This is a genomic window from Pseudomonas nitroreducens (assembly GCF_014204515.1).
GTDB lineage: Bacteria > Pseudomonadota > Gammaproteobacteria > Pseudomonadales > Pseudomonadaceae > Pseudomonas > Pseudomonas nitritireducens_A.
On record NZ_JACHLI010000014.1, the window covers coordinates 66032 to 90557 of the forward strand.

General features: G+C 68.4%; 16 protein-coding genes and 1 pseudogene. 10 read left to right on the plus strand and 7 right to left on the minus strand.

All coding sequences use genetic code 11. The annotated features are described in order from the left end of the window. Positions 1 to 217 precede the first annotated feature (217 nt). The 6 genes and pseudogenes from glgA to glgX all read left to right on the plus strand — a co-directional run bounded on the left by glgA (position 218) and on the right by glgX (position 10910). Positions 218 to 1747 carry a glycogen synthase GlgA gene (gene glgA / locus HNP46_RS17970; RefSeq protein WP_184591463.1) on the plus strand — a complete coding sequence of 510 codons (1530 nt, stop codon included), beginning with the start codon at positions 218 to 220 and terminating at the stop codon, positions 1745 to 1747. Next, positions 1744 to 3501: pseudogene (gene treZ / locus HNP46_RS17975) on the plus strand (malto-oligosyltrehalose trehalohydrolase). Before glgA ends, treZ begins: the two are co-directional and overlap by 4 nt. After that, positions 3501 to 5582 (plus strand): 4-alpha-glucanotransferase, encoded by a 2082-nt coding sequence (gene malQ, locus HNP46_RS17980; protein ID WP_184591483.1) that lies wholly within the window; start codon positions 3501 to 3503, stop codon positions 5580 to 5582. The pseudogene treZ and the gene malQ overlap by 1 nt, the downstream one beginning before the upstream one ends. Then, the gene (gene treY, locus HNP46_RS17985) at positions 5575 to 8301 is read left to right on the plus strand and encodes a malto-oligosyltrehalose synthase (protein ID WP_184591491.1); all 2727 of its coding nucleotides are present in this window, start codon (positions 5575 to 5577) and stop codon (positions 8299 to 8301) included. Before malQ ends, treY begins: the two co-directional genes overlap by 8 nt. Then, complete coding sequence (locus HNP46_RS17990; RefSeq protein WP_184591493.1) at positions 8298 to 8768, plus strand: DUF2934 domain-containing protein; 471 nt, start codon at positions 8298 to 8300, stop codon at positions 8766 to 8768. Before treY ends, HNP46_RS17990 begins: the two co-directional genes overlap by 4 nt. Positions 8769 to 8783: 15 nt before the next feature. After that, entirely contained in the window at positions 8784 to 10910 is a 2127-nt protein-coding gene (glgX, locus tag HNP46_RS17995; protein ID WP_184591495.1) for a glycogen debranching protein GlgX, read from the plus strand. An 83-nt stretch (positions 10911 to 10993) separates the two neighbouring features. On the opposite strand, the gene HNP46_RS18000 is transcribed toward glgX, so the two are convergent. The 4 genes from HNP46_RS18000 to HNP46_RS18015 form a co-directional block, all read right to left on the minus strand. Next, positions 10994 to 12433, minus strand: a complete 1440-nt coding sequence (locus HNP46_RS18000) for a short-chain fatty acid transporter (protein WP_184591497.1) — start codon at positions 12431 to 12433, stop codon at positions 10994 to 10996. Between the two features lie 244 nt (positions 12434 to 12677). Further along, a complete protein-coding gene (locus HNP46_RS18005) occupies positions 12678 to 13859 on the minus strand; it encodes an acetyl-CoA C-acetyltransferase (protein WP_184591499.1) in 1182 nt (393 codons plus the stop codon). A gap of 118 nt (positions 13860 to 13977) precedes the next feature. Then, positions 13978 to 14634: a CoA transferase subunit B gene (locus HNP46_RS18010; RefSeq protein ID WP_184591501.1), complete on the minus strand. Its 657-nt coding sequence runs from the start codon at positions 14632 to 14634 to the stop codon at positions 13978 to 13980. Between the two features lie 26 nt (positions 14635 to 14660). Next, on the minus strand, positions 14661 to 15359 hold the full coding sequence (locus HNP46_RS18015; protein ID WP_184591503.1) for a CoA transferase subunit A: 699 nt from the start codon (positions 15357 to 15359) through the stop codon (positions 14661 to 14663). A gap of 138 nt (positions 15360 to 15497) precedes the next feature. Between HNP46_RS18015 and HNP46_RS18020 the strand changes: the two genes are divergently transcribed. After that, positions 15498 to 16400, plus strand: coding sequence for a LysR family transcriptional regulator (locus HNP46_RS18020; protein ID WP_184591505.1), 903 nt, complete (start codon positions 15498 to 15500; stop codon positions 16398 to 16400). Between the two features lie 91 nt (positions 16401 to 16491). Here HNP46_RS18020 and HNP46_RS18025 read toward each other — a convergent pair whose 3' ends face one another. Next, positions 16492 to 17223, minus strand: coding sequence for an IclR family transcriptional regulator (locus HNP46_RS18025; RefSeq protein ID WP_184591508.1), 732 nt, complete (start codon positions 17221 to 17223; stop codon positions 16492 to 16494). A gap of 99 nt (positions 17224 to 17322) precedes the next feature. Here HNP46_RS18025 and hmgA point away from each other — a divergent pair, with 99 nt between their 5' ends. Further along, entirely contained in the window at positions 17323 to 18618 is a 1296-nt protein-coding gene (gene hmgA / locus HNP46_RS18030; RefSeq protein WP_184591510.1) for a homogentisate 1,2-dioxygenase, read from the plus strand. Then, positions 18615 to 19919, plus strand: a complete 1305-nt coding sequence (gene fahA / locus HNP46_RS18035; protein ID WP_184591512.1) for a fumarylacetoacetase — start codon at positions 18615 to 18617, stop codon at positions 19917 to 19919. Before hmgA ends, fahA begins: the two co-directional genes overlap by 4 nt. A 1140-nt stretch (positions 19920 to 21059) precedes the next feature. Here the strand turns inward: fahA and HNP46_RS18040 are convergent. Further along, entirely contained in the window at positions 21060 to 22088 is a 1029-nt protein-coding gene (locus HNP46_RS18040; protein ID WP_184591514.1) for an ABC transporter substrate-binding protein, read from the minus strand. Between the two features lie 82 nt (positions 22089 to 22170). Beyond that, complete coding sequence (locus HNP46_RS18045; protein ID WP_184591516.1) at positions 22171 to 22944, minus strand: class II aldolase/adducin family protein; 774 nt, start codon at positions 22942 to 22944, stop codon at positions 22171 to 22173. A gap of 174 nt (positions 22945 to 23118) precedes the next feature. On the opposite strand from HNP46_RS18045, the gene HNP46_RS18050 reads away from it, so the two are divergent. After that, a complete protein-coding gene (locus tag HNP46_RS18050; RefSeq protein ID WP_184591520.1) occupies positions 23119 to 24507 on the plus strand; it encodes a PLP-dependent aminotransferase family protein in 1389 nt (462 codons plus the stop codon). Positions 24508 to 24526 lie beyond the last annotated feature (19 nt).

Genomic DNA, 24526 nt, shown 5'->3' on the forward strand with positions numbered 1-24526 from the left:
CCGCTTGCGCGCCTTCGTGCGCGGCGGGCATTCCAGGCAGGGAGCGGGCAGCCGCACGGAGGTCGGCAGATCGTCGCAGCATCGCCAGGACGGGTTAACCCAGCCTGGCGCCGCAGGGCACTACAAGGTTTTCGAGCCTAGGACTTCGAGTCGGGCCGCCAGGACGTGCGGACCCAACTCCCTGGAACAGCCGACAGACACGAGCGAGGAACGAACAATGCGCAACCAGCTGGCCGATGTGCGCCTGGAACCAGCCACAGTCAACCTCACCTCCCTGCCATCGGCCGATGGTGCGCCGTCCCAACCGCGCAAGCGAATACTCTTCGCCACCTCCGAGTTCAGCGACTTCGTCAAGGCCGGCGGCCTGGGTGACGTGTCCGCCGACCTGCCGCGGGCGCTGCTCGCCGATCACGATATCCGCGTGCTGCTTCCCGGTTATCCGCAGGTGCTCAAGGGCGCCGTGGCCTGCCGGCTGGTCGGCCGCCTGCCGGGGCTGGCGGCGTTGCCGGCCTGCGACATCGGCGAGCTGAAGCTGGCCGACGGGCTGGTGGTCTACGCGGTGATCTGCCCGGAACTGTACGACCGCCCCGGCACCCCCTACGTCGACCAGCACGGCCATGAATGGGCCGACAACCACATCCGCTTCGCCCGCCTGAGCCTGGCCGCCGCCGACCTCGCCGCCGGCAGGGGCGAACTGGGCTGGAAACCCGACCTGCTGCATGTCAACGACTGGCCCACCGCGCTGGCACCGGCCTACATGGCCTGGCGCGGGCTGGCCACGCCCAGCGTGCTGACCATCCACAACCTCGGCTACCAGGGCGCCTGTCCGATGGGCTGCAGCGCCGAGCTGGGCCTGCCGGAAACCGCCGGCCTGCCGGAGAGCATGGAGTTCTACGGCAAGCTGTCGTTCCTCAAGGCCGGCATCAGCCACGCCAGCCACATCACCACGGTGAGCGAGACCTACGCCCGCGAAATCACCGGACCAGACCTGGGCTGCGGCATGCATGGCGTGCTGTCTCAGCGTCGTGACCGCGGCCAGCTCAGCGGCATCACCCACGGCATCGATGCCGGCTGGGACCCGCTGAACGACCCGCACCTGATCGAGGGCTTCGATGCCGCGCGCCTGGCCGGCAAGCGCCGCAACGCCGAATACGTGGAGAAGCAGTTCGGCCTGCTGCCGGGCCGCGGCCCGCTGTTCGCCGTGGTTTCGCGCCTGGTGCAGCAGAAAGGCATCGACCTGACCCTGGCCATCGCCGACGACGTGGTCGCCGCCGGCGGGCGCCTGGTGTCGATCGGCTGCGGCGAGCCGGAACTGGAGCAGGCCATGCGCGAGCTGGCCGAGCGCTATCCGGGGCGCGTCGCGGTGCACATCGGTTTCGACGAGACCACCGCCCGGCGCATCTACGCCGCCAGCGACTTCCTGCTCATGCCCTCGCGCTACGAACCTTGTGGCCTCAGCCAGATGTACGCCCAGCGCTTCGGCTCGCTGCCGATCGCGCGGCACACCGGCGGCCTGGCCGACACCATCATCGACGGCGTCACCGGCCTGCTGTTCCGCGACGAGACCCCGGCCAGCTACTTCGACGCCGTGCGCCGCGCGCTGAACATCTACCGCTACCCGGAGCTACTCCATGCCATGCGCTGCAAGGCCATGGAGTCGCCGCTGCCGTGGGACGAAGCCGTGCGCCCCTACACCGCCCTCTACCAGCGCCTGTTGCAGCGGGTACCGGCGCAGGCCGTGCGATGACCCCGCAGCACACTCCACAACACGGCGCACAGGTCCTGCCCGGTGGCAGGGTGCGCTTCGCGCTGTGGGCGCCGGATGCCCAACGGGTTGAGCTGGAACTGGGCGGCGGCAGGCGGCACGACCTGGCGGCCGGCGCGGACGGCTGGTTCAGCGGCGAAGTTCCCGCCATCGTCGGACAGACCTACCGCTACCGCATCGACCACGACCTGCTGGTGGCGGACCCGGCCTCGCGGGACCAGGCCGGCGGCGTCGAAGGCGAAAGCCGGGTGGTCGACCCGACCACCTACCGCTGGCTGTATCCGCACTGGCGCGGCCGGCCCTGGCATGAAGCGGTGATCTACGAAGTCCATGCCGGGCTGTTCGATGGTTTCTCCGCGCTGCAGGGGCGCCTGGAAGCACTGGCGGCGCTGGGCATCACCGCCATCGAACTGATGCCGCTCAACGCCTTTCCCGGCCGGCGCAACTGGGGCTACGACGGCGTCCTGCCCTATGCGCCGTCCTGCGCCTATGGCGACCCGGACACCCTCCGCCGGCTGATCGACAAGGCCCACGGCCTGGGCCTGATGGTCTTCGTCGATGTGGTCTACAACCACTTCGGCCCGCAGGGCAATTACCTCGGGCGCTATGCCAGCGCCTTCTTCCGCGAGGACCGGCAGACGCCCTGGGGCCCGGTCATCGACTTCCGCCAGCCGGCGGTGCGCGAGTTCTTCATCGGCAACGCCGAGATGTGGGTGCGCGAATACCGCGTCGACGGCCTGCGCATCGACGCGGTGCACGCCATCGCCGACCAGGACTTCCTGCGCCAGCTCGCCGAGCGCGCCCGCCAGGCCGCCGCAGGCCGCGAGCTGCACCTGATCCTGGAAAACGAACACAACGAGGCCAGCCTGCTGCAGGGCGAGCATGGCTTCGACGCGCAGTGGAACGACGACCTGCACCATTGCCTGCACGTACTGCTCACCGGCGAGGACGAGGCCTACTACGTCGACTACTCGCACCAGCCCATCGAGCAACTGTGCCGCTGCCTGTGCGAGGGCTTCGCCTTCCAGGGCGAGACCAACTACCGCGGCGTCGCCCGCGGCGAGCCCAGTGGCGAACTGAGCCCGCAGGCCTTCGTGGCCTTCCTGCAGAACCATGACCAGGTCGGCAACCGCGCCCTGGGCGAGCGCCTGACCACCCTCGCCCACGCCGACCGCCTGCGCGCCGCCAGCGCACTGGTGCTGCTCTGCCCCATGGTGCCGATGCTGTTCATGGGCGAGGAATGGGGCGAGCAGCAGCCCTTCCTGTTCTTCACCGACTACCAGGGCGAGCTGGCTCGCGCCGTCACCGAAGGCCGGCGCGAGGAGTTCAAGCGCTTCAGCCGGTTCTCCGCGCCCGGCGCGGCGGCCTGGATTCCCGATCCGAACGACTACCAGACCTTCGTCGCCTCGCGCCCGCGCCCCGAGCAGGCTGACGAAAGCTGGCGCGCGCACTGCCGCGAGCTGCTGGAGATTCGCCAGCACTGGCTGACCCCGCGCCTGCCCGGCAGCCGCGCACTGGATGCGCAAGCGCTGGGCCCGCGTGCCCTGAGTGCGAAATGGCGCCTGGGCGACGGCAGCCTGTGGCGCCTCGACCTCAACCTGGGCCCGGACGACATCGCCATCGAGCCACCGGCGGAAGGCGCCCAGGTGCTGTTCTGCTGCGGCTAGAGCGCCGCCCACTACCGCCATGGCTGGCTCGGCGCCGCCGCGCTGGTGGCCAGCCTGGAGACGAGCTGATGAGCGACGCGCAACTGCAGCGCCTGGCCAGCGAAGCGGGCCTGGCCATCGACTGGATGGATGCCGACAACCGCCCGCAGCGCCTGAGTGCCGAGGTACAGCGCAACGTGCTGGAAGCCCTGGGCTTCCCGGCGCAGAGCCCGGAGCAGATTCGCCAGAGCCTGGAGGCGCTGGAGCGGCGGCGCGCCGAGGTGCCGCCGCTGCTGACGGCTGATCGCGGCCGGCCGATCAGCGTCCCTGTGGCGCCGGGCACCCGCTACCGGCTGTTCAACGAGGACGACAGCGGCCACAGCGAGGGCCAGGTCGACGCCCAGGGACAGATTCCCGCCCTGGAGCACAGCGGCTACTACCCGCTGCACCTGGGCCGGCATGAGCTGATCCTCGCCGTGGCGCCGCCGCGCTGCCCGTCGGTGACCCAGTACTGCGGCGGTCGCCAGCGCGTCTGGGGGCTTGCCGCCCAGCTGTATTCGCTGCGCGGCGAAGGTGACAGCGGGGCCGGCGATCTCGCCGCCCTCGCCCAACTGGTTCGCGCCGCCGCCGGGCAAGGCGCGGACGCCCTCGCCATCAGCCCGCTGCACGCGATGTTCCCGGCTGCGCGGGACATCTACAGCCCCTATTCGCCTTCCAGCCGCCTGCTGTTCAACGAGCTGTACGCCGCGCCCGCCCTGGTGCTCGGCGACGGGCCGGTGCGCCAGGCGCTGGCCGCCGGCGGACTGCAGGCCGAGCTGGAGCGCCTGCGGGCGCTGCCGCTGATCGACTGGCCGGGCGTCGCCCGGCTGCGCGAGCGCCTGCTGGCGCAGCTCTACGAGCAGTTCCAGGGCCGGCAACCGGCGCAACAGAACGACGACCTGCTGGAGGACTTTCTCGCCTTCCGCCACCTCGGCGGCGCCGAGCTGCTGCAGCACTGCTGCTACCAGGTCCTGCAACAGCGCCGCCGCGAGGCCGGCGACGGACTGGACTGGCGCTTCTGGCCCGAAGCCTACCGTGATGCCGGCAGCGCCGAGCTGGGGCGTTTCATGCTCGACGAGGAACGCGCCATCAGCGCCCAGGCGTTCGGCCAGTGGCTGATCGCCCGCGGCCTGCAGCAGGTGCAGCGCGATGCGAAGGCCGCGGGCATGGGCATCGGCCTGATCGCCGACCTCGCCGTGGGCGCCGAGCCTTCCGGCAGCCAGGCCTGGATGCGCCAGGACGAACTGCTCAGCGGCGTCAGCGTCGGCTGCCCGCCTGACATCCTCAACCGTGCCGGGCAGAACTGGGGCATCTGCGCCTTCTCCCCGGACGGCCTGCGGCGCCACGGTTTCCGCGCCTTCATCGAGATGCTGCGGGCCAACCTGCGCTATGTCGGCGGCCTGCGCATCGACCATATCCTCGGCCTGCGCCGCCTCTGGGTGATCCCCGCTGGCGCCGAGGCACAGGACGGCGCCTACCTCGACTATCCCTTCGAAGACCTGCTGCGGCTGATCTGCCTGGAGGCGGAGCGCGCCCAGGCGGTGATCATCGGCGAGGACCTCGGCACCGTGCCGCCAGGGCTGCGCGAGGCGCTGGCCGAACGCGGCATCCTCGGCATGCGCGTGCTGCTGTTCGAACAGGAACATGGGCGTTTCATCGCTCCCGCGCACTGGCCCGACGGCGCCCTGGCCACCAGCACCACCCATGACCTGCCGACCCTCGAAGGCTGGCAGCGGGGCCGCGACATCGACTGGCGCGAACAGCTCGGCCAGCGCACCCGCGAAGTCGCTGCCGACGAGCGCAACACCCGCCAGCACGAGACCTTCTCCCTGCGCCGGGCGCTGGGCGAGAGCGCCATCCAGCCCGACCCGTTGCTCGACGGTGCCATCGAGTTCCTCGGCGCCACGCCCGCGCCGCTGGTGCTGCTGCCCCTGGAGGACGCCCTGGCCTGCATCGAACAACCGAACCTGCCCGGCCCCGGCGACAGCCATCCCAACTGGCGGCGGCGTTTCGAGCGCACTGCCGGCGAAATGCTCGACGACCCGCAGGTCCGCGCCCGCCTGGAACGCCTGCGCCGCGCCCGCAGCGGCAGCGGCAGCGGCAGCGGCATAGGAGGCGGCGAGCATGGTTGAGATCCGCGCGACCCTGCGCCTGCAGTTCAACCGCGAGTTCACCCTCGACGATGCCCTGCCCTGGCTGGATTACTTCGCCCGCCTGGGCATCAGCCACCTCTACGCCTCGCCCCTGCTCGCCGCACAGCCCGGCTCGATGCACGGCTACGACGCCGTGGACCCGAGCCGCATCAGCGACGAACTGGGCGGCGAACCTGCGCTGCGCCGGCTGGTGGCCGGCCTGCGGCAGAACGGCATGGGCCTGATCGTCGATACCGTGGCCAACCACATGCGCATCGGCGACGCCAACCCCTGGTGGCAGGACGTCCTCGAATGGGGCCTGGACAGCCCCTTCGCGCACTTCTTCGATATCCGCTGGCACAGCGACGACCCGCTGCTGGACCAACAGGTATTGCTGCCGTGCCTGGGCGAGGACTACATCGACGAGGTGACCGGCGGGCGCATCCAGCTCGACTACGACAGCACCAGCGCGCGCTTCCTGCTGCGCTACGGCGAGCAGCGCTTCCCGATCTGCCCGTCCAGCTACGGGATGATCCTCTGCCACACCGAATGCCCCGAGCTGCTGGCCCTGGCGCCGCGTTTCGTCGAGCTGCACCATCACCCCATGGCCCGCCACCTGGCCCAGGGCCTGTGCCGCGAAGCCGCCGCGCCGCTGGCCGACGACGGCCGCCTGAGCACCCTGCTGGCCTCCTACCGCGAGGACTGGCACAGCCTGCACCGGCTGATCGAGCAGCAGCACTACCGCCTGGCCAACTGGCGGGTGGCCGCCGACGACATCAACTGGCGGCGCTTCTTCGACATCAACGAACTGGTGGGCCTGCGCGCCGAATACCCCGACGTGTTCCAGGACAGCCACGCCTACCTGCTGCAACTGCTGGACGAAGGCTTGATCGACGGCCTGCGCATCGACCACGTCGACGGCCTCGCCGACCCGCGCGGCTATTGCCGGCGCCTGTGGCGCGCCACCGGTGGCGCAGCGGTCTACGTGGAGAAGATCCTCGGCCCCGGCGAGACGCTGCCGGCGGACTGGAAGGTCTGCGGCACCACCGGCTACGACTTCATGAACCAGCTGTCGCTGCTGCAGCACGATGCCCACGGCGAACCGGCGCTGCGCCACCTGTGGCAGGAAGTCAGCGGCCGCCACGAGGGTTTCACCGACGAAGTCCGCCAGGCGCGCAAGCACGTGCTGAGCTCGCTGTTCGCCGGCGACGTCGAGGGCCTGGCGCTGCAGCTCTGGCAGATCGCCCGCTACGCCCTGGCCAGCCGCGACATCCCCCTGGGCTCGATCCGCCGCGCGCTGTTCCAGCTGCTCGTCGCCTTCCCGGTGTATCGCACCTACACCGACGCGATGGGCCGTTCCCAGCAGGACGAACGCTTCTTCAGCCAGGCGCTGGAGGAAGCCCAGCAGCACCTGGATGCCGGCGACCAGCGCACCCTCGGCTGGCTCGACCGCATCCTCGGCGGCGAAGCCCTGCGCCGCCAGCCGCCAGGGCCGATGCGGCAGCTGCGCAAGCTGGCCCTGGAGCGCTTCCAGCAGCTCACCCCGCCGATTGCCGCCAAATCCCTGGAAGACACCGCCTGCTATCGCTCGGCGGCGGCCCTGGGGCGCAACGACGTCGGCTTCGATCCGCAGCAGCTGGGCGGCAGCGCCGAGGCCTTCCACCAGGCGTGCCGGCAACGCCTGGGCGATTTCCCCCAGGCGATGCTCGCCACCGCCACCCATGACCACAAGCGCGGCGAGGATTGCCGGGCGCGCCTGGCGGTGCTCAGCGAGCGCGCCGAGTGGTTCGCGCAGCAGGTCTGGAGCTGGTGGAAGCACGCCGCGCCGCTGCGCCGGCACCTCGAACGCGGCCCGGCGCCCAGCGGCGGCGATGAGCTGATCCTCTACCAGTGCCTGCTGGGCAGCTGGCCGCTGGGGCTGGCAGCCGACGATACGGACGGCTTGCGCGACTACCACGCGCGCCTGGAGCAGTGGCAGCGCAAGGCCCTCCGCGAAGCCAAGCTGGACAGCGACTGGAGCGCGCCCAACGAAGCCTACGAACAGGCCTGCGGCGAATTCCTCGCCGCGATCCTGCTGGAGGACAGCGCTGCGCCCCTGCGCCAGTCCATCGCCGCCGCGGCGAGCAGCCTGATGCCCGCCGGCGCGCTCAACTCGCTCGCCCAGTGCCTGCTGCGCAACACCGCGCCGGGCGTGCCGGACCTGTTCCAGGGGTGCGAGTTCTGGGATTTCAGCCTGGTCGACCCGGACAACCGCCGCATCCCCGACTTTCTTGCCCGCGACAACGCCCTGGCGACCACGGCGGACTGGCCGGCACTGCTGGACAACTGGCGCGACGGCCACATCAAGCAGGCATTGCTGGCCCACACCCTCGGCTTGCGCAAGCGCTGGCCGGCGCTGTTCGGCGCAGGCGATTACCTGCCGCTGGAGGTGCGCGGCGAGCACGCTGCGCAGGTCGTCGCCTTCGTTCGCAGCCACGCCGGCCAGCACCTGCTGGTGGTGGCGCCGCGCTGTGCCAGCGGGCTGCTGGGGGAATCCGCCCGGCCGCACATCCCCGCCGAAGCCTGGCAGGACACCCGCCTGCACCTGCCGCCGACCCTCGCCGCCATCCGCTGGAACGGACTGGCCGGCCCGGTCGACCCGCATAACTCGGAACCGCGCCTGGCCGAGCTGCTGGGCGAGGTCCCGGTCAATCTGCTGATATCCGGAGGTGAACGATGAAAGTCGACGAGCGCAGGGTCCGCGAACTGGCCTACCAGATCTGGGAATCCGAAGGCCGCCCCGAGGGCCAGCACGACCGCCACTGGCGCATGGCCCGCAGCCTCGCCCAAGCCGAGGCGAGCGGCTCGGCCGGCGCGCAAGATCCGGTGAAGCCGCGTTTCGAGGGCGACCGCGAGCCGGAGAAGCCGGCCATCCTGCAGGAGCCGCCACGGCGCAAGGGAAATCTGCCCAAGGCTGATCCAGAAGCGCCGGCCCAGCAGCAGCCGGCGCAGGAAGAAGGCGAAACCGTGGCGCCCACACCACCGCCCTCCGCGCGCAAATCCCCGCCCAAGGCCAAGCCGACCAAAAGCGCGCCCACCGTCACGCCGACGCAGAAGCAGCGCAGGTCCAAACCCAGCCCCGCCGAGCAGGCCACGCCCGGCGCGCCGGCCAAACCCAAGCCCGGCGCCAAGCCGCAGGGCGTCTGACCCCAGGAGCCGGACATGAGCCGACGAGCACAATCGCGCGTCACCGAAGGGCGCCCCTTCCCCCTGGGCGCCACCTGGGACGGCCTGGGCGTCAACTTCGCGCTGTTTTCCGCCCACGCCACCAAGGTCGAGCTGTGCCTGTTCGACGCCCAGGGCAAACGCGAGATCGAACGTATCGAGCTGCCCGAGTACAGCGATGAAATCTGGCACGGCTACCTGCCCGACGCCCATCCGGGGCAGATCTACGGCTACCGGGTGTACGGCCCGTACGAGCCGGACGCCGGGCATCGCTTCAACCCCAACAAGCTGCTGATCGACCCTTACGCGCGGCAACTGGTGGGCGAGCTGAAGTGGTCCGAGTCACTGTTCGGCTACACCATCGGCGCGAAGGACGCCGACCTCAGCTTCGATGAGCGCGACAGCGCCGAATTCGTGCCCAAGTGCAAGGTCATCGACCCGGCGTTCACCTGGGGCGAGCAGCAAGCGGTGCGCGTGCCCTGGGACGAGACGGTGATCTACGAGGCCCACCTGCGCGGCCTGAGCATGCGCCATCCGCAGGTGCCCGAGCGCCTGCGCGGCACCTGCGCCGGGCTGATGAACAGCGAGCTGATCCAGCACCTGCACCAGCTGGGCATCACCAGCCTGGAGCTGCTGCCGGTGCACGGCTTCCTCGACGACAAGCACCTGCTCGAAAAGGGCATGAACAACTACTGGGGCTACAACAGCATCGCCTTCTTCGCGCCCCACGCCCGCTACCTCGCCAGCGGCCACGTCAACGAATTCAAGGAGATGGTCGCGCACCTGCACGCCGCCGGCATCGAGCTGATCCTCGACGTGGTCTACAACCACACCGCCGAGGGCAACGAGCTGGGCCCGACCCTGTCCATGCGCGGCATCGACAACATCTCCTACTACCGCCTGCAGGCCGACAACCGCCGCTACTACGTCAACGACTCGGGCACCGGCAACACCCTGGACCTGAGCCATCCCTGCGTGCTGCAGATGGTCACCGACTCACTGCGCTACTGGGCGACCGAGATGCGCGTGGACGGTTTCCGCTTCGACCTGGCGTCGATCCTCGGCCGCTATGCCGAAGGCTTCGAGGAGCGCCACAGCTTCCTCGTCGCCTGCCGCCAGGACCCGGTGCTGAGCCACCGCAAGCTCATCGCCGAACCCTGGGACTGCGGCCCCGGCGGCTACCAGGTGGGCGGCTTCCCGCCCGGCTGGGTGGAATGGAACGACCGCTTCCGCGACACCGTGCGCAGCTTCTGGCGCGGCGACGAAGGCCAGTTGCCGGACCTGGCGCGGCGCCTCACCGCCTCGGGCGATCTCTACGACCAGCGTGGCCGGCGGCCCTACGCCTCGGTGAACTTCATCACCGCCCACGACGGCTTCACCCTGCGCGACGTGGTCAGCTACGACCACAAGCACAACGAGGCCAACGGCGAGGACAACCGCGACGGCAGCGACGACAACCGCTCCTGGAACCACGGCGTCGAAGGCCCCACCGACGACGTGGCAATCCGCCGCCTGCGGGTGCGCCAGATGAAGAACCTGCTGGGCACCCTGCTGCTCGCCCAGGGCACGCCGATGATGGTCGCCGGCGACGAATTCAGCCGCACCCAGCAGGGCAACAACAACGTCTACTGTCAGGACAACGAACTGGGCTGGGTCGACTGGAACCTCGACGACGAGGGCCACGAGCTGCTGGCCTTCAGCCGCCGCCTGATCCGGCTGCGCCAGGCCTACCCGATCCTGCGTCGCGGGCGCTTCCTGGTCGGCGAGTACAACGAGGAGCTGGGCGTGCGCGATGTCACCTGGCTCGCCCCCGAAGGCGAGGAAATGACCGAGGAGCGCTGGCATGACCCGCAGCGGCGCAGCCTCGGCATGCTTCTGGACGGCCGCGCGCAACCCACCGGCATCCGCCGCAGCGGCGGCGACGCCACCCTGCTCCTGCTGCTCAACGCCGGCCACGAAGGCGTCGACTTCCTCCTCCCGCAGACCGCCCAGGGCCGCGAATGGCAGTACCTGCTCGACACCGCCGAGCCCGAAGGCCACGAACGCAGCTGGGAGTTCGGCAGCGCCTATCCGCTGGGCGCACGCTCGCTGGCCCTGTTCACCCTGCGGCGCAGCGAGGACTGACTGGCGAACCAGCATGCCGGTAACGACAAAGCCCGGATGTCTGGCGACATCCGGGCTTTTTTCTGCCAGGGCCGAAGGTTCGGCTACGGCTGGATCGGCGGCACGTATTGCAGGGTCGTGCCCAGTGCCCAGAGCAGGAACAGCACCAGCGGGATATGGACCAGCAGCTGGACGAAGCTGAAGCCGATCAGGTCGCGGGCTTTGAGGCCCAACACGCCCAACAGCGGCAGCATGTAGAACGGGTTGATCAGGTTCGGCAGCGCCTCGGCCGCGTTATAGATCTGCACCGCCCAGCCCAGGTGGTACTGCAGTTCGTTGGCCACCTGCATCACGTAGGGTGCCTCGATGATCCACTTGCCGCCGCCGGAGGGGATGAAGAAGCCCAGCACCGCCGAGTACACGCCCATCAGCAGCGCGTAGGTGTCGTGGGAGGCGATCTGCACGAAGAAGGTGGAGATGTGGTGGGCGATGGTGGAGCCGTCGCCGCCCTTGACGGTGGTGAGGATGGCCGCGATGGAGCCGTACAGCGGGAACTGGATCAGTACCCCGGTGGTGGTCGGCACCGCGCGGGCCACGGCGTCGAGGAAGTTGCGCGGGCGCCAGTGCAGCAGCGCGCCGACCATGAGGAACAGCAGGTTGTAGGTGTTCAGTCCGGAGATCGCGGTGATCGCCGGCTTGGTGCTGAACTCGTGGACCAGCCAGCCGGCGGCCAGGGCCACCAGCATCAGGATCAGCAGCGGGCTGTGCTCCAGCCACTCGCCCGGGCGGGTCGCCTTCGGCGCGCTGGGCGGGGTGAAGCTGACATCCACGCCGCAGGCCTTGGCGTCACGGGCGCTGGCCGCGCCGGGGGCGGTCATGTAGGCGATGACCAGGGACACCAGCACCAGGGCCAGCAGCATCACGCCGGACTGCCAGAGGAAGATGGTCTCGGTGAACGGGATGACCCCGGTGATCGCCAGGATCGACGGCGGCAGGCTGGCCGGGTTGGCCTGCAGCTGCGCGGCGGACGACGACAGGCCCAGCGCCCACACGGCGCCCAGGCCCAGGTAGGCGGCGGCGCCAGCGGCGCGGTAGTCCATCTTGAGGTCTTCGCGGCGCGCCAGGGCGCGCACCAGCAGGCCACCGAACACCAGGGACAGCCCCCAGTTGAGCAGCGAGGCGAGCATGGAGATCACAGCGACCCAGGCGACAGCCGAGCGGCCGTTCTTCGGCACGCGGGCGAACAGGTCGATGAGCCTGGAAGCCGGGCCGGAGCTGGCGACCACATAGCCACCGATGACCACGAAGGCCATCTGCATGGTGAACGGGATCAGGCTCCAGAAGCCGTCACCGAACGCCTTGGCGGTTTCGGTAGCCGGCGCGCCGATGGCCAGGGCGGCGACGCTGACGATCAGCACCGCGAGGGCGGCGAACACCCAGGAGTCGGGGAACCAGCGCTCGGCCCAATTGGAGCAGGCCATGGCGAAGCGCGCCGAACGGCTGTCCTGCAGGGCGGCGCCGGGGGTATGTACGGGGGAATTCATGATTTCTACCTCGTTGTTCTTGTAATGGTGCTTTTCTTCGGCAAAAAGAAAAGCCGCCCGACCTGCGTGGGGTCGGGCGGTGACGCAAGGGTCCTGGTCGATGCCGGGGGCCATCGCCAGGCCGTAGCAGTGATGTCGTCTGTCGGTGTACCCACCTCCCATCACGCCTGCCGCACCAGCATTCAGACAGGCTGGGCGGCGCTCGCCAATCAATCGTTGGTCGGATGGCCTCGACCGCGCGACCTCAGTCGCGGGCCAGGGCCAGGGCCACACCCTGGCCGCCGCCGATGCACAGGGTCGCCAGACCCTTCTTCGCATCGCGGCGGAGCATTTCGTGGAGCAACGTCACCAGCACGCGGCAGCCCGAGGCCCCGATGGGATGACCCAGGGCGATGGCGCCACCGTTGACGTTGACCTTCCCGGCATTCCAGCCCAGTTCCTTGCCGACCGACAGCGCCTGGGCGGCGAACGCCTCGTTGGCCTCGATCAGCTCGACCTCGTCCAGGCTCCAGCCGGCCTTCTCCAGGCAGCGACGGGTCGCGCTGACCGGGGCGATGCCCATGATCGACGGGTCGACGCCGCTGCTGGCATAGGCTTGGATGCGCGCCAGAACCGGCAGGTTCAGCTGGCGTGCGCGCTCGGCACTCATCAGCAGCACAGCGGCGGCACCGTCATTGAGGGTGGAGGCGTTGCCGGCGGTGACGCTGCCGTCCTTCCTGAAGGCCGGTTTCAGCTTGCCCAGGGACTCGGCGGTGGTGCCGGCGCGGGGTTGCTCGTCGGTGTCGAAGGCCAGCGGATCGCCCTTGCGCTGCGGGATCAGTACCGGGGTGATCTCGTCCTTGAAGCGGCCGGCCTCGATGGCCGAGGCGGCTTTCAATTGCGACTGCGCAGCGAAGGCGTCCTGGGCTTCGCGGCTGATGCCGAACTGTTCCGCCAGATTCTCGGCGGTGATGCCCATGTGGTAGTCGTTGAAGGCGTCCCACAGGCCGTCGACGATCATGCTGTCCTGCAGCTGGGCATGGCCCATGCGCAGGCCGGTGCGCGCCTTGGGCAGCACGTAGGGCGACAGGCTCATGCTCTCCTGGCCGCCGGCGATGACCACTTCGGCGTCGCCGCAGCGGATCGCCTGGGCGCCGAGGAACAGCGCATTGAGACCCGAGCCGCAGACCTTGTTGATGGTCATGGCCGGCACTTCCACCGGCAGGCCGGCGCCAATGGCGGCCTGGCGCGCGGGGTTCTGCCCGGAGCCGGCGGTGAGCACCTGGCCGAGGATCACTTCATCGACCTGCTCGGGCTTCACGCCGCTGCGTTCGAGCAGCGAGCGGATGATCAGGCTGCCCAGTTCAGGGGCGGGAATGTTCGCCAGGCTGCCCTGGAAGGCGCCGATGGCGGTACGGGTGGCGGCGACGATGACGACGTCTTGCATGGGTTTCACTCCAAAACTGGCCTTGCCGGTAGGAGCGAGCTTGCTCGCGAACGCTCTTGCCTCGCACCGAAGCTCGGGCGGGTTCGCGAGCAAGCTCGCTCCTACAGGTATCAGGGGATCAGAAGGTCATTTCCTTCACATCGTCCGGCACGATCAGGCGGCCGGCGGTCTTCTCGGCGATCTCGGCGACGCTCACGCCCGGCGCGGTCTCACGCAGGATGAAGGCGCCGTTTTCGATCTCCAGGTAGGCCAGGTCGGTGAGCACCTTGCGGATGCAGCCGGCGCCGGTCAGCGGCAGCGAGCACTGGTCCAGCAGCTTGGACTCGCCGTCCTTGGAGGCGTGGGTCATGGTGACGATGATGTTGTCGGCGCCGGCCACCAGGTCCATGGCGCCGCCCATGCCCTTCACCAGCTTGCCGGGGATCATCCAGGAGGCGATGTTGCCGTGCACATCCACTTCGAAGGCGCCCAGCACGGTGAGGTCGACGTGGCCGCCGCGGATCATCGCGAAGGACTGCGCGGAGTCGAAGATCGACGCGCCCTTCACCGCGGTCACGGTCTGCTTGCCGGCGTTGATCATGTCGGCGTCGACGGTGTCTTCGGTGGGGAACGCGCCCATGCCGAGCAGGCCGTTCTCCGATTGCAGCATCACTTCCATGCCCTCGGGCACGTAGTTGGCGACCAGGGTCGGAATGCCGATGCCCAGGTTCACGTAGAAGCCGTCCTGCAGCTCGCGCGCCACGCGCTGGGCCATTTGTTCGCGGGTCAATGCCATCTTCTTGTCTCTCTTGTCGTGTGGGCTCAGGAACGCACGGTGCGCTTTTCGATTCGTTTCTCGAAGCTGCCCTGAATGATGCGGTCGACGTAGATGCCAGGGGTATGGATCTGGGTCGGGTCCAGCTCGCCCGGCGCGACGATCTCTTCCACTTCGACGACGGTGATGCGGCCGGCGGTGGCGACGATGGGATTGAAGTTCTGCGCGGTGTGGCGGTAGATGACGTTGCCGTAGTGGTCGGCCTTCCAGCCCTTGACGATGGCGAAGTCACCGGTGATGGCGCGCTCCATCACGTAGTGGCGGCCGTCGAACTCGCGCACTTCCTTGCCCTCGGCGACCGGGGTGCCGTAGCCGGTGGCGGTGAAGAAGGCCGGAATGCCGGCGCCGCCGGCGCGGAGTTTTTCCGCCAGGGTGCCCTGCGGGGTCAGCTCGACCTCCAGTTCACCGGACAGCAGCTGCTGCTCGAACAGCGAGTTCTCGCCCACGTAGGAGGCGATCATCTTGCGGATCTGCCGGTCCTCCAGCAGCACGCCGAGACCGAAGCCGTCGATGCCGCAGTTGTTGGACACCACGGTCAGGCCCTTCACGCCCAGCTTGCGGATCTGCGCGATGAGGTTTTCCGGGATGCCGCACAGGCCGAAGCCGCCGGCCAGTACCGTCATGTCGTCGGTGAGCCCGGCGAGGGCTTCCTCGTAACTGCCTACACGCTTGTCGAGTCCTGCCATGTTGCTGCTGCCTCTCTTGTAATTGGAGTGTCCGACCCATCGGTCAGAGCGCGAATGCAGCTTCACCGGCGCGAACTGATTTGTTAAGTTTGTTTTTCCAATCGATTATTCCGCTTTACTTATCAATATGAGCCCGCGATGACCGCCAAGCAGCTGCGCGCCTTCCTCACCGTCGCCCAGACCCTGAGCTTCGCCCAGGCCTGCGAGCGCCTGCACCTGTCGCAACCGGCGTTGAGCCTGGCGATCAAGAGCCTGGAGGACTCCCTCGGCGGCCAGTTGCTGGTGCGCACTACCCGCAGCGTGGCGCTGACGCCGGAGGGCGAGACCCTGCTACCCCTGGCGCGCCGCCTGCTGGCGGACTGGGACAACGCCGAGGAGCTGATGCACCAGCACTTCACCCTGCAGCTGGGCAAGGTCTCCATCGCCGCCATGCCCTCCTTCGCCGGCAACCTGCTGCCGGCCGTGCTGCGCAGCTTCCGCGACCGTCACCCGAAGGTGAACGTGGCGGTGCACGACGTGATCAACGAGCAGGTGCTGGAGATGGTGCGCAACCGCCGGGTCGAACTGGGCATCGCCTTCGAGCCGGACAGCCTCGACGGGCTGAGCTTCACGCCCTTCTATACCGACCGCTTCGACGCCGTGCTGCCGGCCGATTCGCCACTGGCGCAGGCTTCCTCGATCAGCTGGGCGCAACTGCTGCAAGGCAACTTCATCACCCTGCAGCGCCCCTCTGCCGTGCGCCTGCTGCTGGAAGAGCGCGTCGCCGCGAGGCACGGCAAGCTGCCGGTGGCGTTCGAAAGCCACCAGTTGGTGACGGTAGGCCGCATGGTCGCCGAGGGGCTGGGCGTCAGCGCCGTGCCGCGCCTGTGCCGCCAGCAGATGCAGGAGCTGGGCGCGTGCTGCGTGGCGCTGGACGAACCGCGCATCGAACGTCGGGTGGGGTTGTTCTGCCTGGCGCAGCACCAGCTCTCCAGCGCCGCGCAGGCGCTGAGCGATGTGCTGGTGAAGGGGACGGACTGGGCGGGGATGGAGCGGGAGTGAGATGGGCCACCTCATTCGGAAAGAGCCCCTCACCCCAGCCCTCTCCCTCTGGGAGAGGGTTAGGGTGAGGGCAAGCCAGAACGTCGGTATCTCAGACCTCTCCCCCCATCCGCAAACTGACCTCCCGCGCCACCTCCAGCAGCGCCCGCGCCGCCTCACTCTGAGGCTCGGCGGCAAAGCTCACCTCCGATCCCACCACGGTGATCACCCCGGCCAGTTCGCGGCCGGTCTTGAACAGCGGCACCGACAGCGCATTCACCCCCGGCATCAGCAACCCGTGGACGGCGTGCAGACCCGCTGCGCGAATGCCTTCCAGCACCTGCGGCTCCGCGCCCTGCTCCAGCCCGTCCTGGTAGGCCGCGAACACCAGCCCGGTGGACGAGCCGTGCAGCGGCAGCACCGAACCGACCTGGGTCACCAGGGTGACCATGCCCTGCGCCGGTTCCACCTGCACCACGGTCGGCCCATGGCTGCCCCAGATGGCGAGGAAGCAGGTCTGCTCCAGCGCATCGCGCAGCTCGGCCAGGGCCGGGCTGGCGACCTTCACCACATCCAGCCGGCGGATCGCCGCCAGGCCCACATACAGCGCCTCACGCCCCAGGCCGTAGTGATTGGTGGTCGGGTCCTGCTCGGCAAAGCCACTGGCGATCAGCGCCTGCAGGTATCGGTGGACCTTGGCCACCGGCATCTCCAGATACTCGCCCAGGCGCTTGAGCGAGGTGCTCGGCGCCAGGTCCGCCAGGGCCTTGAGGATCTGCGTGCCGACCTCGGCGGACTGCACCTTCGCGCCCTTCGTCGGCGCGGACTCTTCGGGTTCGTTCATGGTCTTCAACTTAAAGGAGCTCCCGGGTGGGCTTGACGGCCCGACGACACGAAATTACGTTAATCGTAATTCAATTACGATAAAAAGAGTGAAACCACCATGACCGCCTCTCCTGCCTACCAGTCCGGGTTCGGCAACGAATTCTCCAGCGAGGCCCTGCCCGGCGCCCTGCCCGTGGGCAGGAACTCGCCGCAGCAGGTGCCCTTCGGCCTCTACGCCGAGCAGCTATCCGGCACCGCCTTCACCGTCCCGCGCAGCGAGGCCCGGCGCACCTGGCTGTACCGCATCCGCCCGTCCGCCGCGCACCCGCGCTTCGAGCGCCTGGAGCGGCAGCTGATCGGTGGCGGACTGGGCCCGGTGACGCCCAACCGGCTGCGCTGGAACAGCCTGGAAATGCCGCAGCAGCCTACCGACTTCATCGACGGCCTGCACGGCATGGCCGCCAATGCCGAAGGCGACGCGGTGAGCGGCGTCAGCCTGTACGCCTACCGCGCCAACAGCTCCATGCACCGGGTGTTCTTCAACGCCGACGGCGAGCTGCTGATCGTGCCCCAGGCCGGCCGCCTGCGCCTGGTCACCGAGCTGGGCGTGCTGGAGGTTGAGCCGCTGGAGATCGCGGTGATCCCGCGCGGCATGCGCTTTCGCGTCGAACTGCTGGACGCCGAGGCTGCCGGCTACCTCGCCGAGAACCACGGCGCCGCCCTGCGCCTGCCGGACCTCGGCCCCATCGGCAGCAACGGTCTGGCCAATGCCCGCGACTTTCTTGCCCCGGTGGCGCACTACGAAGACGTGGAAGGCCCGGTGCAACTGGTGCAGAAATTCCTCGGCGAACTCTGGGCCACCCAGCTCGATCACTCGCCGCTGGACGTGGTCGCCTGGCATGGCAACAACGTGCCCTACAAGTACGACCTGCGCCGCTTCAACACCCTCGGCACGGTGAGCTACGACCACCCGGACCCGTCGATCTTCACCGTGCTGACCTCGCCCAGCGACACCCACGGCATGGCCAACATGGACTTCGTGATCTTCCCGCCGCGCTGGATGGTGGCCGAGAGCACCTTCCGCCCGCCGTGGTTCCACCGCAACCTGATGAACGAGTTCATGGGCCTGATCCAGGGCGTGTACGACGCCAAGGCCGACGGCTTCGTCCCCGGTGGCGCCTCGCTGCACAACTGCATGAGCGCCCATGGCCCGGACAACGCCACCACCCGCCAGGCGATTGCCGCGGACCTCAAACCGCACAAGATCGACCAGACCATGGCCTTCATGTTCGAGACCGGCCGCGTGCTGCGGCCCAGCCGCTTCGCCCTCGACTGCCCGCAGCTGCAGCGTGATTACGACAGCTGCTGGAACGGCATGCAGAAGACCTTCGACCCTTCCGGAGCAAAGAAATGAGCAACGTCCACAGCGCCCAAAGCTGGATCGAATCGGCCAACGGCCACCCGGACTTCCCCTTGCAGAACCTGCCGCTGGGTGTGTTCAGCCCACCCGGTGACTCGCCCCGTGGCGGCGTCGCCATCGGCGACTACATCTTCGACCTGAAGACCGCCTGCGATACCGGCCTGTTCCACGGCGCCGCGCACCAGGCAGCGCTGGTGGCCAGCGGCGACAGCCTGAACGCCTTCTTCGCTCTGGGCGGCACCGCGCGCCGCACCCTGCGCGACGCGCTGATCCACCTGCTCAGCGAAGGCAGCGGCGAACAGAAACGCATGGAGCACCTGGGCGCCGCGCTGCTCAAGCCCCAGGCGGCGTGCCGCATGCACCTGCCGGCCAGGGTGGGCGACTACACCGACTTCTACGTCGGCATCCACCACGCGCAGAACGTCGGCAAGCTGTTCCGCCCGGACAACCCGCTGCTGCCCAACTACAAGTACGTACCCATCGGCTACCACGGCCGCGCCTCGACCATCGTGCCTTCGGGTACCGAAGTGCGCCGCCCGAATGGCCAGACCCTGCCGGCCGGCGTCGACGTCCCGGTGTTCGGCCCCTGCGCGCGGATGGACCTGGAACTGGAGCTGGGCATCTGGATCGGCCAGGGCAACGACCAGGGCAAGGCCATCCCGATCAACGCCGCCTCCGGTCATATCGCCGGCTTCTGCCTGCTCAACGACTGGTCCGCGCGCGATGTGCAGGCCTGGGAATACCAGCCGCTGGGGCCGTTCCTGTCGAAAAGCTTCGCTACCACGGTGTCGCCCTGGGTAGTCACCGCCGAGGCGCTGGAGCCGTTCCGCGTCGCCCAGCCGGCCCGCCCGCAAGGCGACCCGCAGCCGCTGCCGTACCTGTACGACGAGAACGACCAGCAGCGCGGCGCGCTGGATATCGAACTGGAAGTCCTGCTGCTCACCGCACGCATGCGCCGCGAGCACCAGGGCGCAGAACGCATCGCCCTGAGCAACACGCTGAACATGTACTGGACCGTGGCGCAGATGGTCGCGCACCACAGCGTCAATGGCTGCCGCCTGCAGGCGGGCGACCTGTTCGGCTCCGGCACCCTCTCCGGCGAAACCGCGGACAGCTTCGGCAGCCTGCTGGAGATGACTTTCGGTGGCAAACAGCCAGTGGTGCTGGGCAACGGCGAAGAGCGGCGCTTCCTCGAAGATGGCGACGAGATCATCCTGCGTGCCCGCTGCCGCCGTGACGGCCATGCCTCCATCGGCTTCGGCGAGTGCCGTGGGCGGATCCTGCCCGCCCATTGACGGCCTGCCTCCACGCCAGACCGCTCGACGCAGGATGGCGTGGAGCGCAGCGATACCCATCGTTTCGCAGCATCAGCAGCATGGGTATCGCTGCGCTCCCCCCTCCTGCGGCCGTCAGTCCCATCCTCCTACGATTGGCGGCTGCCCTTGCCCGATTGATATCCCGAAGTCCGCCTCGACGACTTCGCGGACAAGGTCCGCTCCTACGCCACCGGAAAGACCGTCAGCCACGTAAGGCGCATAGCGCGCCAGCGTTATCCGCCGGGGAGCCGGCGAATAACCCGTTCCGGGTTATGCGCCCTACGCTCGCAGATTGCCGTCGACATCGGCTCTGGCTCTGGCTCTGGCTCTGGCTTTTGAAGTCTTCCAGCGAAACATCCGCACGCGCCGAAGTGCCCCTTTCAGGAGGCCGAAGGTGATCGGAGTTCCAGGGGTCGAGCGACATGGATGTCGCGAGAGCGTTGTCGGGCCAGGGATGGCCCGTCGAGGGGGACGCCTAGTTCGGGCCCCTGGAACTCCGAGGAACCGAGGGTACTTTTCGCGAAGCGAAAAGCCGGATGGCAGGGGCGAGACCTTTGCCCACCTTTGGGTCTTTCCAAAGTGGGTCGCCCGAGGGGGCGAAACAAAATCTCCCAGCGCATGCCGAAGCGGCGCAGAAACACCTAACCCGAAGCAACAGCATCGCGGACAAAGTCCGCTCCTACGTGAAGTTCTGCGCAGGAGCCCCCTCTCCCCAGCCCTCTCCCTGAAGGGAGAGGGAGCTATCCGTGCCGGCTGACACTGCGGTTTCAGTCGGCACCGAACCAGTCCCTTCTCCCTTCGGAGCGGGGCGCGCAGCCAGGGTTAGGGAGAGGGGAAATCCCAGGCACGGTCTGTCAGAGAAAGACAGTTGCTCCTACGTAGAGCGGTCTGCCAATGCACAGTGCAGCATGGGTATCGCAAGCTCCACCCATCCTACGACGAGGCTCCCATCGGCCCTGCCGAGTACATTTCGCGAGCAAGCTCGCTCCTACAGAAAAGGCCGCAAACAAAAACGCGAACAAGGCCCACCCCTGCGGGGGAACACGATCCTCGCAGGAGCGGACCTCGTCCGCGATGCCTCAGCCAGGGCGCCGGTGCGACCACCGGCGCCCGCAACGGTCAGCCCTTGGCCGCCCAGGCGTTGAAGCGCTGCTCCAGGTCCTCGCCGTGATCCACCCAGAACTCGAAGTTCACCGGCACCGCCTGTTCCAGGTTCGCCGGCGCCGTGTTCAGGCGCTCGATCAGCTTGGGATCGATCAGCTTGTTGGTCCCCAGGTTCACCGAGCCGTAGCCCAGCTTCACGGTGTGGATCTTCTGCTGTTCGGGCGAGAGCGAGAAGGCGATGAAGTCCTCGGCAGCCTTCTTGTTCGGGCTGCCCTTGGGGATCGCCCAGGAGTCGATGGCGTACAGGCTGCCGTTCCACACCACCTTCATCGGCACGCCCTCTTCCTGCGCCGCGAAGGCGCGGCCGTTGTAGGCGGTGCTCATGACCACATCGCCGCTGGCGAGGAACTGCATCGGCTGCGCGCCGGACTCCCACCACTGGATCGACGGCTTGATCTGGTCGAGCTTCTTGAACGCGCGATCCACGCCTTCCTTGGTGGCCAGCACCTTGTACAGGTCTTCCTTCTTCACGCCGTCGGCCAGCAGGGCGATCTCCAGGGTGTACTTGGCGCCCTTGCGCAGGGAGCGCTTGCCGGGGAATTTCTTCGTATCCCAGAAGTCCGTCCAGCCGGTCGGGCCGTTGGCCAGGCGCTTGCCGTCGTAGACCATCGCCATCGACCAGACCAGCAGGCCAGCGCCGCAGTCGGAGATGGTGCCGGGTACGTAGTCCTCGGCCTTGCCGAGGATCGCCGGGTCGAGCTGTTCGAACAGGCCTTCCTCGCAGCCGCGCAGCAGCTCCGGTCCTTCCACCTGGACGACGTCCCAGTTGACGCCACCGGTGTCGACCATGGCCTTGATCTTGCCCATTTCGCCGTTGTACTCACCGGCGATCACCTTCATGCCTTCCTTCTTCTCGAAGGGTTTGTAGAAGGCTTCGGTCTGTACGTCCTTGCTGATACCGCCGAAGGAGATCACGGTCAGGTCAGCAGCCATGGCGCCGGACGCCACGCCCATGAGCAGGGCTCCCAGAATCGGGTTTTTCATTTCCACCTCTTGGCTTTGTTGTTGGCAGATGCTTCAAGCACGCAGGCGCCCGGTCTCTGCGGACCGGGGCACGATATCAGGCTCAGCTGCGGTAGACCGCCTCGCCGTCCTCGATCAGGCGCAGCGCCGATTCCCAGGCCAGCAGGTGCAGGCCGTCGGTGAGCGCTTCTTCTTCCTGCACCGCCACACGCTCGCACACCGCTTCGGGCGGGAAACGCAGCTGGCGGCCGCCGGCCAGGGCCTGGACCTGCGCCTGGCAGGCACGTTCGAGGAAGTAGATCTGGTTGAAGGCTTCGGCGATGCAGCGCCCGGTGGCCAGCAGGCCGTGGTTGCGCAGGATCATCACCATGTGGCTGCCCAGGTCGTTGACCAGGCGCGCACGCTCTTCCGGGTCCAGGGAGATGCCTTCGTAGTTGTGGTAACCCAGGCGGTTGTAGAACTTCAGCGCGTGCTGGCTGATCGGCAGCAGGCCGTCTTCCTGGGCGGACACCGCGATGCCGGCGGCGGTATGGGTGTGAATCACGCAGGCCACGTCTTCGCGGGCGGCGTGCACCGCGGAGTGGATGTTGAAGCCGGCGCGGTTGACGCTTTTCGGGCCGAAGCGCGGGTCGATGACGTCGCCCGCATGGTCGACCTTGACCAGGTCGGAGGCGCGCATCTCATGGAACAGCACGCCATAGCGGTTGATCAGGTAATGACCCGGCTCGCCCGGCACCCGCGCGGAGATGTGGGTGTCGATGTGGTCGGTCCAGCGGAAGTGCGCGATCAGCCGGTACAGCGCGGCGAGGTCGCAACGCGCCTGCCACTCTTCGGCGGAAATGCTCGACGGGTCGATGTTGTAAGCTGTGTCACGCATGACGGGCTGTCCCTTGTTCTTGTATTCAGGCTGTGCGGCGTTTTGCCGCTTTCTGAGACCGAGTGTGCTGCGCGCGCCCGGCCGGCACCATGCACAGGGACATCGCCGAATTTGCAGTGCTGTTATGGTCCGCGGACCGGTACAGATCGTTCTCCACCAGAATCGGACCTTCGGATGCTGTTGCTCGACCCCACCTCGGACATTCCCCTGGTCACCCAGATCGTCGATGGCATCGCCCAGGCCATCGACGAGCAGCGCCTGCGACCCGGCGCGAAGCTGCCCTCGATCCGCAAGTTCGCCCAGGCCAACGGCGTCAGCCACTTCACCGTGGTGGAAGCCTATGACCGGCTGGTGGCGCGCGGCTGCCTGAACGCCGTGCCCAACGCCGGCTTCTTCGTGCGCGGGCAGGTGGCGGAAGGCGGCGCCAGCGATGAGGCCCCCACCGAATTCGACTTCGATGCCCACCTGCTGCTGCACAAGGTCTTCCAGCCGCTGGGCATGGAGCTGCGCCCCGGCGTCGGCCTGCTGCCCGAGCACTGGCTGGATGGCGAGGGGCTGCTGCGCGGCCTGCGCAGCCTGGCGCGGGAGGAACCGACGCAGTTCGGCAACTACGGCCACAGCAAGGGCAACCTGAAACTGCGCGGCAAGCTGGCCGATCGCCTGGCCGATGCCGGGGTGGCCGCCAGCCCCGAGCAACTGCTGCTGACCGCCGGCGCCAGCCAGGCGCTGGACCTCACCGTGCGCTACCTGGTGCAGCGCGGCGACCCGGTATTGGTGGACGAACCCGGCTACCACAACCTGTTCCTCAACCTGCGCCTGCAAGGCGCACAGCTGCTCGGCGTACCACGCAGCGCCGACGGCCTGGACCTCGACCGCCTGGAGCAACTGGCCCGCGAGCACCGGCCCAAGGTCTACTTCACCCAGGCCCGGCTGCAGAGCCCCACCGGCGGCAGCCTGTCGCTGGCTGCCGCACACCGGTTGCTGCAACTGGCGGAGAAGTACGACTTCCTGATCGTCGAGAACGACATCTACGCCGACCTCGACCCCGCCGGCCAACTGCTGCTGGCCAACCTCGACCAGCTGGCGCGGGTGATCTACATCAGCAGCCTGTCCAAGGTCATCGCGCCGGCCCTGCGCACCGGTTTCATCGCCGCGCATCCCGAGCTGATCGAAGAGCTGGTACCGCTGAAGATGGTCAGTGGCCTGACCAGCTCGGAACTCACCGAGACCCTGGCCCTGGACATCCTCCTGCAGGGCCGCCACCGCAAGCACGTGCGCCAGCTGCGCGACCAGCTCGCCGAGGCCCACGACAGCGTGGCGCGGCGTCTGGAAGCCGCTGGCCTGGAGGTCTTCCACGAGCCGCGTGCCGGGCTGTTCCTCTGGGCCCGCCACCGCGCCGTGGACGACGCCACTCTGCTCGCCAGCCGCGCCAAGGAGGCGAAGATCCTGCTGTTCCCCGGCCAGCTGTTCATGCCCGACGGCCGCAGCGTGCCGTGGATGCGCTTCAACGTCGCGCACTCGCTGGATGAACGGCTTTACACCTTCTTGTCCGCCCAGGGCTGACACCCTCCGCTCTTCTTAC